The 16,393-nt window shown below is 31.2% G+C and carries 10 protein-coding genes; 7 read left to right on the forward strand and 3 right to left on the reverse strand.

Annotation, left to right across the window (positions count from 1 at the left end; genetic code table 4):
• The first annotated feature begins 173 nt into the window (after positions 1-173).
• Genes EXC51_RS03340 through EXC51_RS03370 form a run of 7 tightly spaced genes read left to right on the forward strand, consistent with a single transcriptional unit; the run spans position 174 to position 15,254 of the window.
• Positions 174-5,894: a PDxFFG protein gene (locus EXC51_RS03340; protein WP_129620505.1), complete on the forward strand. Its 5,721-nt coding sequence runs from the start codon at positions 174-176 to the stop codon at positions 5,892-5,894.
• Between the two features lie 9 nt (positions 5,895-5,903).
• Complete coding sequence (locus tag EXC51_RS03345; protein WP_187468997.1) at positions 5,904-9,014, forward strand: ABC transporter substrate-binding protein; 3,111 nt, start codon at positions 5,904-5,906, stop codon at positions 9,012-9,014.
• A gap of 3 nt (positions 9,015-9,017) precedes the next feature.
• Positions 9,018-10,073, forward strand: coding sequence for an ABC transporter permease (locus EXC51_RS03350; RefSeq protein ID WP_129620506.1), 1,056 nt, complete (start codon positions 9,018-9,020; stop codon positions 10,071-10,073).
• Positions 10,073-11,134: an ABC transporter permease gene (locus EXC51_RS03355; RefSeq protein WP_129620507.1), complete on the forward strand. Its 1,062-nt coding sequence runs from the start codon at positions 10,073-10,075 to the stop codon at positions 11,132-11,134. Before EXC51_RS03350 ends, EXC51_RS03355 begins: the two co-directional genes overlap by 1 nt.
• An 11-nt stretch (positions 11,135-11,145) precedes the next feature.
• Positions 11,146-12,453, forward strand: a complete 1,308-nt coding sequence (locus tag EXC51_RS03360) for an ABC transporter ATP-binding protein (RefSeq protein ID WP_129620508.1) — start codon at positions 11,146-11,148, stop codon at positions 12,451-12,453.
• The gene (locus tag EXC51_RS03365; protein ID WP_129620509.1) at positions 12,428-13,789 is read left to right on the forward strand and encodes an ABC transporter ATP-binding protein; all 1,362 of its coding nucleotides are present in this window, start codon (positions 12,428-12,430) and stop codon (positions 13,787-13,789) included. The genes EXC51_RS03360 and EXC51_RS03365 overlap by 26 nt, the downstream gene beginning before the upstream one ends.
• 1 nt (position 13,790) lies before the next feature.
• Positions 13,791-15,254: an ICP22 family protein gene (locus EXC51_RS03370; protein WP_129620510.1), complete on the forward strand. Its 1,464-nt coding sequence runs from the start codon at positions 13,791-13,793 to the stop codon at positions 15,252-15,254.
• 126 nt (positions 15,255-15,380) lie between these two features.
• Here EXC51_RS03370 and nusG read toward each other — a convergent pair whose 3' ends face one another.
• Genes nusG through rpmG form a run of 3 tightly spaced genes read right to left on the reverse strand, consistent with a single transcriptional unit; the run spans position 15,381 to position 16,367 of the window.
• On the reverse strand, positions 15,381-15,980 hold the full coding sequence (gene nusG / locus EXC51_RS03375; protein WP_129620511.1) for a transcription termination/antitermination protein NusG: 600 nt from the start codon (positions 15,978-15,980) through the stop codon (positions 15,381-15,383).
• Positions 15,981-15,993: 13 nt separating this feature from the next.
• On the reverse strand, positions 15,994-16,215 hold the full coding sequence (gene secE / locus EXC51_RS03380) for a preprotein translocase subunit SecE (RefSeq protein ID WP_129620512.1): 222 nt from the start codon (positions 16,213-16,215) through the stop codon (positions 15,994-15,996).
• Positions 16,215-16,367, reverse strand: coding sequence for a 50S ribosomal protein L33 (gene rpmG / locus EXC51_RS03385; RefSeq protein WP_129620513.1), 153 nt, complete (start codon positions 16,365-16,367; stop codon positions 16,215-16,217). The genes secE and rpmG overlap by 1 nt, the downstream gene beginning before the upstream one ends.
• Positions 16,368-16,393 lie beyond the last annotated feature (26 nt).

Here is a 16,393-nt window from a genome sequence, read left to right on the forward strand (position 1 = left end):
TTGACCTCCAATTTTCATATAAATTTTGAAGGACAAAAAACTAATAAAAAACAAAAACGCTTTTTGACCACTTTAAAAGCACTTTATTAACTCTTTACTGTTAAATTAGCGGTAATTTGTTAAAATTAATCATTATATATTTATTTTTAAATATAAAACAAAAAGGAGTAAATATGAGAAAACTTTCTCTTAAAGCGAAAGTCCTTATTTCATTAGGAATTATAGCCGCTGGTACAAGTGCTACTTTTGCCGGAATGTTTGCTTTTGCTAATAATTCTGATGAAGTCAAGGGAAGCAAATGATCTAATGACAAAACAAGACTTGTAAACCGTTTTGATGTTATTTATGATGCACAAGGTGAGCTAAAACCTGAAATTAACATTGTAAGTCCTTCAAAAAAAGATATTGTTGGTTCAATGTCTGCTGATGGTACACAGTTTTGATGAAATGAGTCTAAAGATCAAAAAATGAGCTTCGATGATTTTTACGAAAATTATTTCAAGTTTTACAATGATGGATTTATCTTAGAAGTTAAATATGGTTCATTTAGTTTTTACAATGAGTATGTTTTAGCAGTTCGTCCAAAACAATTCATTGATTTTACTAAATGATTTATGAGCGAAGTTTCATGAGGGCCAGATATTTTAACCTTAGATAGCTTTAGAATTGTGCCCGGAGTTGAACAAAATGGTAACTCAATTACTCTTGGATCTCACTCTACATTACACAAAGAAGAAAGTGAAATTAAATTCTTCCCAGATGCATTTTTTGGATCACTCCCAATTTATAATTCAAACTCAGGAGCTGGAAATGCAACTGATGCTTTAGCATATAAATTATTTGAAGATCTTCAAGATAAGAGCACAATTGACTCAATTTTAAAAAATATCCCTCTTTCTACATCTATTAAAAATGATTCGCATGTTTATCAAAATGGACAAAAAACTTCAAAACTTAGTTCATTTAGATCAATTCTTACACCTGGTAAACTTACTGGCAAAGAATTTCTTGTTGCTACAATGCGTAATGAACTTAAAGGAAGAGATGAATCAATTCTTCTTCCGCTTGGAACAACAGAAGAACAATTTAATGCTTATAAAACAGAATTTGAAAAAGATTTACCTAATTTAACTTTCGATCAATTTGTACAAAGAAAAATTGCAGATGTAGAATTAAATGGAGCCGGTTCTTCAACAAGCACAGGTACATTAGTATTAAAACTTGAAAAAGTGCAAGATAGCGCTTCACTTAAAAATGAAGTTACTATCCATAGCGGATTTAACACAACTCATGCTACATATTTTAATGAGAAAATTTTAAGAGAAGCAATTGAGAAAGATTTAGTACACTTTTTAGATTTTTATGACATGAATTCATACTTAAATCAAGAAGTATTTATCTATGATAATAACGGAGCAAGTCCAACTCGCTACTTTGATTCGAAAATTAGAGCTTTAAATGAAATTAAAAACTTTGATGTTGCAAATGAAAAACAAATCAAATCTTATACATTAACTAAAGTAAGTGTGGATAATAAAATTCTTCACATTGTTTTAACTAATGCTCAAGGAAGAGAATACCACGATTATTTTGACGCTCAAAACTTAAGTGATTCAGAATTTAGACGTTTTGAAGAATTTAAAGATGCTCTTGCTTATGGTGGTGCTATTTCTCCAATTACTCTTTCATATAGTCCTGAAGATATTTCAATTGTTGATGAAAACGGAACTCCAATTAGAGGTCTTTCATCAAGAAAATATCAACTTTATAATGAAACATATGCAGGTTTAATTGATAGGGTTACTCAAAAATATCCTTACTTATTAAAAGAACAATTTGGTCCATACATTGAAAAAAAACTTAACGATAAAGGATACTATGAATATGCTTTAAAAGAAGGAAGACACCTTGCTTTAAGTGATAAAGATAGAATCGGACTTCCTTTAGTGCTTTCAGTTTCAATTGATAATTTTGAAGGTATTTCTACAGATTTCCTTAAATATGTTGCTGCCCATGAATATGGCCACCACTTTACACTTGAAAAAGGTCAAGCTCTTGATAGAGAAAATAACGGGGTTGTTGTTGGTGGAATTAGAACTAGAGGTGGAGTTTCTGAATCATCATATTACTCAAATTTTGCCCTTAAAAACTATTTAGATGCAAGAACTAATCTTGAATATAGAAGAGTTAACGTTAAAGGTGAACCAAATGATAGAGGATCATTTATTCAATTTAGATACATCAAAAATGATGGAACTAAGAGTGAATGAGAATCATATAGCGATATTTGAGGAGCTGCAACTAACCCAGCTGATGTTTTAGATGTTGTAAGAAACAAACAGAGAAGATTCTTACAAGATTTCAAAGGAATGCAAGAAGCAGCTAAATTACGTGATGTAAAATTAGGTGATTTATTCATTGCTAACTCATTTGATGAAAACTCTGGAACATTAAACCCATATATCGTAGGTACTCCTAAAGCATGACTTAAAGAAAATGAAGATTCAGAAGTTAAATACACTGAAATTAATGCAGAAAAAATCTTTAACGAAATTCGTGATGGAGAAGGAAACCCTTTATCTTACACTAAAAATGAAAATGGAACAATTCAATTTAGCTTCTTTGAATATGCTCAAGAACCTGATTATGCAAATGATCAAAAAGCAATTATTTCAAAAGTTAAACTTGTTAAAAAAGATGGAACTCCATTTATCAATGTACCATTAAATGTAGAGCTTGAAGAAGCTGAATGAAATTACATTTCAGATCAAGTTCACCTTGTGGAAGCTGCACTTGAAAGCCTTGTTAACCACAATTTCTATGATAGTGGATGAAATACAGGTTCAACTTTCATTGGTGGTGAGTTAAACTCACAATTTACCAACCTTTTTGGTGGAAGTGATATGAATTGATATTTTGAAGCTGCTAAAGCTAGAAAAAACGCAAACGAAAAAAATCCTGCTACTAACTTAATTACTCATGAAGGTGATGATGCTAGAAAAGCATTCCAATACTTTGCTGTAAATAAAGATGCTTCAATAGATCAATTTATGGTTGCAGTTGTAAACTCATTTTTAACAAGTTTTCGGGAAACAGATGTTACTGCTCAAAATAACACACTACTTGCAAGAAATATTTATTTTGGTGCTGGATATAATCCAATTCTTTCATTTGTGGATCAAGAAAATAATTTTGTTTCAAAATACTCAATTCCAACTGGAGCAAATTCTACTTTCTTAGCAAATAACAAAAAAATAGATGGATTGATTCTTAGTGGATTTAACTTACCATATATGAGAAGTAGATTCACAAGTCTTGCCAAAGGTGAAAGCTTCTTAAAAGAGAATTTAAATACAGACTTAAACTTCTCACTTTCACCAGCTAACCAAATTTATGCTGCAATTGGTCTTCTTTCTTTCGTTGATGATACATGACATAATCAAGATCAAGCTGCAGAATATGTATATGGAAATGCAAACAAAACAACATTTGCTTTATTTAACGAAAACAATGAAGTAGTACTTCCTAGAGACATTTTCACAGTTCAGAGAATGAATACTTTTAAAGGTGGACTTGTAAAAAAACTTGGTTACAATGCATATTATGCAAGTACTCAAAAAGCATTTAATTCAATTCACAATGCTGTTTTAGATGATTTTAAAGTAACTTATACATTAAATGATCAAGAGTATACAACAGCTGCATTTAGCTCAGTTCCTGCTTTATTTGAATTCGGTTCACTTGATTATTCACAAGCTACTCCAGTAAGAAAAGTTCTTGTAAATGATCAAGGTGCAGAGCAAGTTATTTATGAATTTAACTGAAATGTAGATTATGTAAAAACTAAATTTAACTTAGAAAGATTCAAAGAAGGTCTTTTAACAGAAGCAACAGATGAAACTAGAGAAAACATTAATCAAATTGCAAATGATGAACAATTACTTGCAAATGAATTAATCAAACGTTTCAGAAATTCTGATTTATTCTTAATGGTTAAAGATTTTAACCCTGCAACTGATTTAGTTGCTAACCAAGCAATTTTCTCAAATGAATATGGAATTAGCCAATTAAACCCAGTATTTGCTGAAAACTTTGTGTTTGAAAATCTAGAAAACAAAATAGGAAAATTCACACCTAGTGATTTACAAGAATACTTCCACAAAATGTTTGAGAAAAAAGAAGAAGGCCTTTCAGCATATGCAGATACATATGATTTATACACATTTATGGGTAACCATCTTGCATGAGATAATCGTGGTATTTATACAACTGAAGGATATCAACTTGACCCACTTGAATATGGATTTTTAAGAATTTTCTACAGTGAATTTTCAAATGGTGTTCCTTCAAGTGATGTTTCAGATTACAATTTCACAAGAACTGAACCACTTTTAAATGACAAATTTACTGACTATATTTACTCTATTTCAGAAACATTAACTCGTGATTTTGTCCAAACAACATTTATCCCTGCTTCAACTGACTTTAATAACTTACCAAGTTACTTTAGTAATGTAAATGAAGCTAACACAGGATTTGACTACATTATCGATGCTTCAAAACTTCAATATTGAAATGAACGCAAAAACACAAACACAGATATTTCTGAAGGAATTAGAGCAGCTGAAGAAGCTCTTATTTGAAAAGATAACATTAGCTACCTTATTTCTGAATTTGTTGATAATGCTTATAAAACATCACTTCTTGGAAATCAAAATAGAAAAATTATCAAAGAAAGACAAGGTGTTGAAGCTGATTTAGAGCTTCTTAATGCGTCTGATTGACAAGACAAACTTCAACAAAAAATTGATTCAATTAATTCACAAATTGAAACAATTAATCAAAACGAAGAATTATCACAAGAACAAAAAGATGCTCAAATTCAACCGCTTCAAGAACAATTAAACAAATATACAGAATTTAAAGCATTAGATGTTGAAGATAAAACAGCTAAAGTTGAAGAACTTAAGACAAAAATCAAAACTCTTAATGACCAAACAAATGAAAATGCTAAAGCAATTAATCAAATTCTTAAACCAAGAAGCGAAAAATTCATTAAATTCAAAGATGAAAAATTCAAGCCATGATTAAATAGCAACATTTTCTTTGATGATGGAAGCAGAACATCATCATACTTTGGAAAATTCATCACAAAAAGTAATGGATTCTTCAAAGATGAATTCGAAAAAGCAACTATTGGAATGCAACTTTATAACGAAAATAGAGAAGCAATTGTAGATGAAACAATTAGACTTAAAGACTTTGATGGAAATGCAATTACTTCAAGACCTAAAGCATTCTTTGTGTCACAAATGATGAACTATGGAGTTGGAAACCGTACTGTTGCAGGAATTTTCAGAAATAAAAAACTTGATGCAATTGCTATGTATGGATACATGCCAACAAAACAACTTCAAAACGTTACACAAATTAAATTCACAGATGTTAAAACTGGAGAAGTTAAATATGCTCCAATTAACAAAGATAAAACAAATAATGTATTCTACTATGAAAAACAAGGTGATCCATCTTCAAAAGTAACAATTGAAGATCTTGGATACTCATCATGAATTTCAGATTACGCTATTATGGCTAAATATCGTGATACATTACTTGTACCACTTCACAAATACTATGTTGATTTTGCTAACGATAAAGGTGAAACTGCATATGTAAATGAAAATGGTGAAGTTGTCTTTGGTGAAGCTAATAAAAATTTAGCGCGCTTATTTACAATTGGTGATTTAAGCCAAATTTCAGAAAATGGTAAAGATCCTGCTCAATCACCTTCTGTTCTTGCAGCTGAAAAAACAGAGCCAAATGATGATGCAGAGCCAACAAAAACAGGTAGATCAATTCTTTCAATTGATTTCCAATTTAACATAACAGGATAGGAGGAAAAGGTGAATAGTTATTTCAAAAAATCTAGAAAATATCTTTTAGGTTTCACACTTGCAGCTAGTTCATTTTCAGTGCTAAGTGTGGTTGCTTGTGCTCCAGGTAGCACTTCTCAAAATGCTAAAGGATATGATTTTGGATTAACAAGTGAACCGTTAAATAATCTTAACTACATTAAATTCAAATCTGTAGATAAGATTCTCCCATCACTTGTTGACTCATTTATGAAAAGTGGACCATCAGATTCACTTAAATCAATTTTAAAAACCAATAAATTCACAATGACAATGACTAATGTTGGTACAGACCGTACAACTTCAAACTTTGATGAATTCTTTAAAAAGAATCTGGAAAACTTTAGAAGCAAAGACGGAAAAGGAAACATTACAAATAGTTACTATACTTTAGATGATTTTGGATTTATTGGTGGAACTGGAGCGCCAGTTCTTAGTGATATTTCAAATTCATCAACTATTTATGCATTCAGAAACCCTAAAAACAGTAACAACTACATGGCTTTTAGTGGTTACATGAACAAAGGTAAAAACATTTGAAGCAATGGGGATGTAATTACAGCTCAAGATCTTCGTGATTACTTTGAATATATCTTAGATTTAAATACAGGTAGCCAAAAACTTGAAACAATCAAAAAATACTCAATTAGAGGTGCAGAGCAATTTATTACAGCTCAAAAAGAATATGCTTTAAAACACAATGAAAGTTACAAAAACCCATGAGGTAGAAGAAGCTACATCCAAGATCCTTGAGGAAAATCATACATCCAAGATCCAAATCAAGAAGTATGAACTTCTCAAGTTCCAGGTGATGAAGCTGAAGTGCAAGCAATTAAAGAGGCAGCTTTAAGTTTTGGATTTTACACAGGACAATACTTTTTAGATTACACTAACGAAGAAATTGTAGAAAGCAACAACCTTCCTGAAAACTTCGATAGATCAATTGATTTAAATGCTGAGACTCAAAAATGAGCTATTAAACGTAATAATGTAGTTAAAGAAGTTACTTTAGTTAAAAATCCTTACCTTAATCCATACCAAGAATATGCACTTGAAGAAGCTACTTCTGAAGAATGAGAAGCTTTTAACGAATATTACAAAGAAAAACAAGCAACTGATCCTGAAACTCCAGCACTTAGCGAAGAGCAAAAAGATCAAATGAAGCTTTCACACTCTAAAATCGTTGGAAAACTTAAAACTCTTAGTTTAGATTCATATAGCTTTACAATGATTTTTGACGAAAACAAAACACCTGATTTAAACTTCTTAGTTGGACAAATTATCGAAAACATTTATCCTGCTAACCGTAAGTACATTGAAACTGAAGGTGGTGGAATTCAAAACTATGGATCAGATCCTAAGAAAGTGTTAACAAGTGGTCCATTTGTGATTGAACCAGGTGATATTGTGCTTGGTCCTCAAGGATACATTGTATTAACTAAAAACAAAGATTACTTTGAAGCAGCCAATACAGTATCAAACAAAATTAAAATATTCTTCTCAACAGATAGAAACATTAATGCAACTCTTTTTGAAGATGGATATATTTCACAAACATATATTCCAGCTAACAAAATTAATAGTTACTGATCAAATCCTGCTTACAAAGATTACCTTAATAAAAACTCGGGGTATGGAACAATTGCTTATGCATTTAACTTAGATCAAGAAACTAAAGGAACAAGTTGACTTCAAGATGAAGATTTAAGAAATGCCATTTATTATGCAATTGACCGTGAAAAAGTGCTTAAATCAGTAGGATGAGATTTCTCATTCCCAGTTACAACATGAACAGCTTATGGACAATACCGTTTATTTGATGGTAGAAACTTAGAATACTACTTTGAAGGTGAAGATATTAAAACCAAAAATGGAGTTACAGTTCCAATTCAAAATTATGACTTCTTGGTGCACCTTTCAAAAAGCTTTAACTTCGAAAAAACATACCGTAAGGATGATTCATATTTACCTAAAACAGCTCAAGATTACCTTGCTCGTTTCAAAGCAAAACATCCAGAACTTGATAAGGTGACAATCCAATTTCTTAATAACTCAACTGATGAGCAGAAAAAAGCTGGTTCATACCTTCGTGAAGCTTTAAGACAAGCTTTTGGTTCATATGTGCAATTAGAAATTAAGAGCTTACCAGAAAATACCTTTGTTGCTTACCTTGATGAAGGGGAATGAGACATTGTTTACCAAAACTTTGACCGTCTTGGTGGTAATGGTGCTCAAGATTACGTTTATGTATTCTTTAAAGAAGACGAAATTGATACCTTTACTCAAAAAAGCACTGGATTTAAAACTAACCCAAGTGGTGGATACACATATGCAAATTACTTAAGCGAACTTATTTTAAATGCATATAAAGCAAATGGGCAAGAATCTTCAAAATACAACATTGTTCAGCCATACTTTAGTTTTATTGAAACACAAGTTAAAGAATATGCTAAAGCAAATAACATCGATTTTGATGCAATAGCTAACTCGAATGATTACTTTAATAAAACAAAATTTATTAGCGAAAACATTGATGCAATTATGGAAATTATTAACCAAAATAAAGCACAAGAATCTAGTTTAAACGAAAAAGCTCTTTCAAAACGTTTTGTTGCTAATGCGATTGAATACCTTTTAAGTAAAAACTTATTTGGAATTCAACTTTCAAGAATTCAAAAAGCAATTAATCTTTACTTTGCTTCAACATTAACAAGTGAGCAAATCCAAGAATTAACAAACGCTACAAAAGATAGACTTTTAATTAAAGATGCACGTCTTTGAAATAAATTCATTGAGCTTGCATATCAAAAATCAGATGAGAGCTTAACTGATTATTCTGCAAGATTAGATAGCTTCTTTACTGGAAACTTTACAGATAAAGAAGTTGAGGAAAAATGAGATACACAGCTTATCTTCTCATTTATTGCAACTCTTGAAAAAATCATTCGTGATGGTGCCTTTGTAGTTCCTTTAATGGAAGTTGATACAAACTGAGAAATTACAAGAGTAGGTGGAGTAAATTCATTATTTACATTCTCACTTCAATATGCATATGATTACACTAATCCTCCTAGACCAGGATTACCAAGAAAGAAAGGATAATACATGGAACACAAATACGTTAATTATCAAAATGAAAAATATCGTTTAAATGATAATAAAGTAATTTTTACTTCAAAACGTAACAAAGAAATGTCATTTATGCAAAAGCTTTTAGCTGTGGATTCACCATTTTTAAAAGCGCTTTGAAAAATTGCCAAAATTATCTTAGAATTCTTTGTTATTGGTTTTATTGTTATTTCAATTACTTTCTTCCTTATTAATGCAGTTCCTGGTTCAAACTCTTTAACATCAGGGCTTGATGCTGGAGCTAAAAAAGCAATTGAAGCTCAGTACGGATTAGATTTACCTTTATTTAAGCGTTATTTAAATTACATGCAGAATTTATTTAGAGGGGATTTCGGAATTTCACTTTCACTTTTCCCAGCCCAAGAAATCAATAGTTTTATTTGAGAAAGATTTTACAAATCATTCCTTGTTGGTATTTTCTCTGTTTTCTTAACAGTTGTAATTGGGATACCAGTAGGTATTTGAGTTGGTAAAAACCCAGGTGGTTTCTTAGATAATTTCTCTACTATTTTAGTTTCTATTTTCTCATCAGTGCCATCAATTATTTTCGCCTTAGTGCTTGTGTTTATTGGTAGAATCGTTGGTCTTCCATTTATGTTTGACCACAAAAACTTTATTACATATATTCTTCCGGGACTTGCACTTTCACTTGGAAGCATCATTGTTTATATTAAATACATTAGAACTGAGCTTAATAGAGAGCTTAACTCAGTTCATGCTAAATTTGCTTACTTAAAAGGACTTACCAAAAGTCGTTTCGTTTGAAAACATGCGCTTAAACCTTCACTTTTCCCAATTGCAACATTCTTCCCTGCAGTTATTTTCGGATCATTCTTAGGTAGTGTGTTCATTGAACAAATCTTCTTTATCCCAGGTTCTGGAGCAACTCTTTTACAAGCAATTCAAACAAAAGACTATAACGTTATTTTATTCTTAATTATTATGTTTGCTTTACTTACAATACTATCATATGCAACACGTGACCTTCTTTACGAAGCAATCGATCCACGTGTTAGAAGGAGAGGAAAATAATGAATAAATTTCAAAAATTTCTAAATTCTTCTAAGCAATACATAGTAAATAAGACAGCTAAAGTTGCTAACAAAATTAGAAAAAATGAAGAGCTTGGAAAAACAAATTCATTAGAAGATAATATTGCACCAAATCAATTTATGCAACCATTTAACTATGCTAAATGAAAAATGGTTGGTGAAATTATGGACTTCCAAGAATCAAAACACCTTGGAGCAGAAGTTAAACCGTTTAAAGAATTCGTTTATCGTTTTTCGCAAAACATTGGTGGAGTTTTTGGGTTCTTAGTTTTAGCTTTATTAATCATTTTCGCTTTAATTATTCCTTTTACAACTCTTGATCCAAATACTCAAGATGTTAATAACAGAATCTTGCATTTTAATCAAACTGATAGTAATGGTATTTACCACATTTTAGGTACAGATGATTTAGGTAGAGATTTATGAGCAAGACTTTGACATGGGCTTAGATATTCACTTGCTCTTGCGCTTGTAACAACTGCAATTGAAGTTATTGTTGGTCTTTCAATTGGAATTATGATGGGTCAATTTGATCCTTTTGATAGAGTGCTTACTTTCGTCATTAAAATTATTTCAGTTGTACCTACAATCTTAATTCTTATCTTGATGACCATTGTTGTTTCACCTAGTTTCTGAGTTATTGTGTTTTCACTTTCACTTACTGGATGAACTGGAATGGCTAACCAAATTCGTGCTCAAGTTAAACGTGCAAAACACTTTGAATGAGTTGCAGCTTCAAGAGTACTTGGAACTCCAACTTGAAAAATTCTTAAAAACTATGTACCTGTAATTATTCCTATTTTAATTACACAACTTGTATTTACCATTCCTGGTGTTATCTTAAGTGAAACATCACTTGCATTCATCGGACTTGCAATTGATGATGTTCCAACACTTGGGAACTTAATTTCAGAAGGACAAAAACTTTTCCCAGGAAAATTAAGATACGTTTTTGTTCCTTCAACAATTCTTATTTTAATTACAACTAGTGTTCAACTTATTGGAGCTAGCGTGCAAGATTCACTTAGAAGACAAAGATAGGAGGCAAAAAAATGAAATTTAAAAATTTATTAAATAAGTTTGCCTTCTTTAAAAAAGGCGAAAGAAATTTTGATTGAGACAAGTTTTACGAAAATGTTCAATATCAAGAATTTAAAGATGGAACCAAATTAAAAATTGCTGCTCAAATTGATGATATTTACCTTTCATTTACCAACCCTGCTCGCCCAGGTGAGAAAAACAAAGTTTTAAGAGGACCTTCTCTTAAAGTTTATGAAGGTAAAGTTCATGCTATTATCGGTGAATCTGGATCAGGAAAGAGTGTTATTACTTCTCTTTTATATGGACTTACTGGTGATAATGCTGTTATTGATTCTGGTGAAGTTAAACTTTACAACAACAATGTTGAAAAATTTAGCTTACGTGATTGAGAAAGATCACGCTATCGTGGAAGAGTAGTTTCTGCTGTTTTCCAAAACCCAATGTCAACTTTAAACCCAACCATGAAAGTTGGAGAACAAATTATGGAAGGGATGTTAATTAACAAAGTTGTTAAAAACCGTAAGGAAGCTTATGCAAGAGCTGTTGAGTTTTTAAAATTAACTAAAATTAACGACCCTGAAGCTGTTATGAAGCTTTATCCACATGAAATGTCAGGAGGGATGATTCAACGGGTAGTTATTGCCGCAATTGTTTCCCTTGAACCTAAAGTGCTTGTAATGGACGAACCTACTACTGCACTTGATCCTACTGTTCAAGCTTTAGTGCTTGATGTTATTAAAGAACTTCAAGAAAAACTACATCTTTCAATTGTCTTTATTACTCACGACCTTGGGGTTGTAGCTTCAATTAGTGACTACATTTCAATTATGTATGCAGGTCAAATTATTGAAGAAGGTACTGCTAGAGAAATTTTAAAATATCCACAACACCCTTATACTTGAGGGCTTATCTCAAGTATGCCTGATGTTAATAAAGGAAGCAGACTTTCAACTATTAGAGGAAGCGTTCCTTCAAGTTTAAATAACATTATTGGTGATGCTTTTGCAGTTAGAAATGATTATGCTTTAGATGTTGATTTTATTAAAGAACCTGATTTTTATTGAGTATCTGAAACTCACCGTGTAAAAAGTGCTCTTTTAGATAAAAGAGCTCCTAAATACACACCACCAAAAATTATTGAGAATTTATGAAAGGAGTATCTTGCAGCTCATCCGGAACAAAAGGATTTTGAAGTTATTAAACAAAACCCTAATGAGGATGAATCAATGCTTTACCATTTTGATGTAAATGATTGAGCTAAAGCAAAAGATAACAGTGCAAGTGTAGAAGAAAATGAAGTTAAAATCATCAAATTATAATGAAGTTTTAGATAATAACTACACTCCATACATTGAAACTACTCGTGGTCTTTTTGGTGTTAAAAAAGAACTTAGAAAAGAAATTAAAGGAACTAAAGAAATGCTTGAAAATCATTCAGGCAAAGAAGTTCTTGCTTCCCTTAGACACGTTGATATTGTTTACGGAAGAGGTTCAAAAGAATTTAAAGCTGTTTCAGATTTAAACTTAAATATTTACCGTGGAGAAGTTCTTGGACTTGTTGGTGAATCTGGTTCAGGAAAAAGTACAACAGGAAAAGCACTTGTGGGTCTTATTCCTTACCGTTTTGGTGAAATTAAACTCCTTAATCAAGTTTTACCTAAAAAACTTAAGCGTGGATTAAAATTCGGAAAAGCACTTCAAGATTACAAAAAAATTGAAAACTTTATGGTTAATAAAGTCCAAATGATTTTCCAAGATCCAGCTAACTCACTAAACCCTCACGTTAACGTTGAAACAATCGTATCTGAAGGGTTAAACAACATTAAAGCTTCAAAAGAAATTTATTTATATAATTATGACCAAGAAGTTCAAAAAGAAGTTTTTGAAGTTATTAATGAAGTAGATTCAAGTTTCTTAACTAAAGAATATGTTGAGCTTCTTGATAGCAAAATTGCTGATAATTCAGCACTTGCTTTTGAAGCTTTATATGTAGATCTTTTAAGTAAACTTAGCGAGAATTCTCTTTTTGAAAAAGCTAGAGAAAAACTTCTTCTAGCTAAAGAAGAACGTGAAAGATTAAACACTCTTTCAGAGAATCAATGTAAAAAAATTCTTGTAAGAGAAATTTTAAAAAGTGTTGGACTTGATGAATCAGTGCTTCGTCGTTATCCACTTGAATTCTCAGGAGGTCAACAACAACGTATTGGTATTTCAAGAGCTGTGGTTTTACGCCCACAATTACTTGTAGCTGATGAACCTATTTCAGCTCTTGACGTTTCAATTCAAGCCCAAGTTGTAAATATTTTTAATGATTTAAAAGATAAATATAATTTAACTATATTATTTATTGCTCACGACTTACGTATGGTTGAATATATCTCAGATAGAATTGCAGTTATGAACAAAGGAACCTTACTTGAAATTGGTTCAACTGAAGAAATTGTTCATAATCCACTTCACCCATATACACGTAGCTTACTTGATGCTGTTCCATCAATTGATTCAGATAAAGGAAGCTTAATTAAAGGTATATATGATCCAAGTATTCATGGATATGATGAAAACCACCAACCTGAGTGAGTAAAAATTAATGATAATCACTTCGTTTTAGGGACACCTGAAGAAGTGGAAAAATGAAAAGAAGGAAATAAGTAAAATGAAATTAAAAGGAAAATTTAAATTTTTAACGATTCTTTCTGGTGTAACAGTAGTTTCACTTCCTTTTGCTATGATTTCTTGTGAAGAAATTCAAAAATCAGAAAAAAAAGAAACTCAACCAACAGAAAGTAAACCAAAAGAAGATACAACAGAACAACCTAAAGAAGGTGGAGCAACTGATTCTGAAACTGTAAACCCACCTGCTGAAGAAGGTGGAACACCAACTACTCCAACAAACCCTGAAACTCCTGGAAATGAAGGGGTAAACCCACCGGCAGAAGAAAATCCAGGAAATCAAGAAGGAGAACAACCTGATCCTGAAAATCCTGAAACCCCAGGAAATGAAGAAAGGGATGGAGATAACCAAGGAACATCTGAAGGTAACCCTTCAGAAGAAACACCAACTCCTGGAGAAAATGAAGCCCAAAAAGCAGCAGAAGCTGAAAGAGCTAAAAATGAAGCTGTGGTTGCTAAATTCCAAGGTGATGAAGGTATTGCTAGATTTGCTTTCACAACTGAATATGATGATGAAAGAAATAAATCTAATTTAGATTTCTTCTATAGAGATATCACATATAATGATGGTACATTCAAAGATGTTACTTTCACATTTATTCCTGATACTGCTAAAATCCAAAGTGAAATTAAACGTTTAGTACCGGATACTGAATCAACCCAAGCAAATGCAACAAAAATAGTTACAGAAACAGGTTCTAGATTTAATTCATTTATTGATGTTTTAGGTGAAGAATACATTTTAGTTAATGTTGAACAAACAAAAGAAGAAGGGCAAGAATTTACACCTAATTATAGTTTAAATGGTAAATACACCTTTGGTGAAGGATTTACTCTTACATATAAAATTGCTAAAAGAGATGGATCATTTATTTCCGAATCTATTTCAACTACAATACCAGAAAATAAAGCTCCAATTCCTGCTACACCTTCATCATTTGGGTTTAGAAGTGGTGAATATTCACTCTCAAGATTTGATAGTTATTTAAATAGAGATAAAAAGAAAGTTCTCCACTTATTAAATAAAAATAGTTCTGTTGAAATTATGTATGAGACTCCAAAATCATACAAAAATTATGATTACACACCTGAACAACAAAATATCATTAATAAAGCGATTATTCTTAGACAAAGAATAATTTCAGAGTTCTTTAATGAAACAACAGGATTTGATGGAAGAAAAGTTTATGTTTTTGCACCTCCATTTGCTGAATTAGAACATAAAGCAAGACAAAGATCACTTTCAAACTTAATTTTTACATTAGATAAAATGATTATATATGGATACGCTTTCCAAGAATACTATGATCTTGTTTATGGTAAACCAACAGATGGTGAAGACTTAAGTCTAGTAACTAATACATATAGCGCATTAGTTAACATGAAAAAGAGATCATCTTCAAGTAGTTCATCAGGTGGTAGATCTTCAACATCACCATACGTATAGAAACAAAATGAAATACGCCAATAAGGCGTATTTTTATACAATTTTTGCAGCTATTAGAATCTACATTCATCCCCATAAATACCGCGCAAAAAAAAGAAAGGGCATATCCCTTTCTTTAATTAATTATTAAATAGAACTTAAGTTAAGAAAATCTAAATCAATCTCAACGTTATTTTTCTTACCAAATGTCTCGATAGAAATTACTGCAACATTTTTAGCTTGATCGATTTTAACAATTGGTCCAACTTCACCTTGGTATGGTCCATCAATAACTTCAACAATATCATCAATTTTGAATTCAAAAACATTTTTACCTGAATTGAAGTTTTCAAGAGCTTCTCTTTCTTTTTCTAAACATTTTCTAATTTCTCTATTTGTAACTGGTGTAGGTTTTGCTCCCTTACCTGATGAACCAATAAGTCCTGTAACATATTGAGTGTTACGGATAACAAATCAAGCTTCATCACTCATTTCAAGCTTAGCAAAAATGTAACCTGGATACATATTGATTCATTTGATTTTATATGGAAGTTCTGCTCTTTTTTTCTCAGCTTCTCTTGCTGTTAAAACAGGACGTTTAAACATTTTGAATGGACCTTCTGGTGTAGCTTCTAAGTCAAAATTATGCGAAACTTCTTCAGCTACAATACGGTTGCTAAGAGCTTCAAGAACGTGCTCTTCTTTACCTCTAATTGTTGAAATCATGTATCAATTTTTTGTGTTCATAAATTATTCCTTTCTAATTTACTCCAAGTGCTGTTCAAATACTTGTAAAAAGAAGTACAATTGCAAAAACAAATAAGGTGAAAATAGCAGTAAAAATTAAGATTTTAACAAAGTTAGAACGATTGGTTTTTCAATCTGGTCATCTAACTCTTTTGATTTCCTTAACTATCTTTCTGATAAAATAATGTTTTTTACGATTTTGCCATTTGTTTTTTAAATTACTTAAAAATACCATTATACCTCTTCTTTATGTAAAGTAGATCTTTCGCAATTTTTGCAATATTTCATTTTTTCGATACGTTTAACAGTACCTGCACTTTTGTTTGTTGAGTAATTTTTACGTTTGCATTCAAAGCAAGCTAATGAGATTGTGTTATTTTTTTTCATAGTTTATTAATTATAAAGAATTTTAC

Origin of the sequence: Mycoplasmopsis gallinacea (genome assembly GCF_900660495.1) — a bacterium.
GTDB classification, from domain to species: domain Bacteria; phylum Bacillota_I; class Bacilli_A; order Mycoplasmatales; family Metamycoplasmataceae; genus Mycoplasmopsis; species Mycoplasmopsis gallinacea.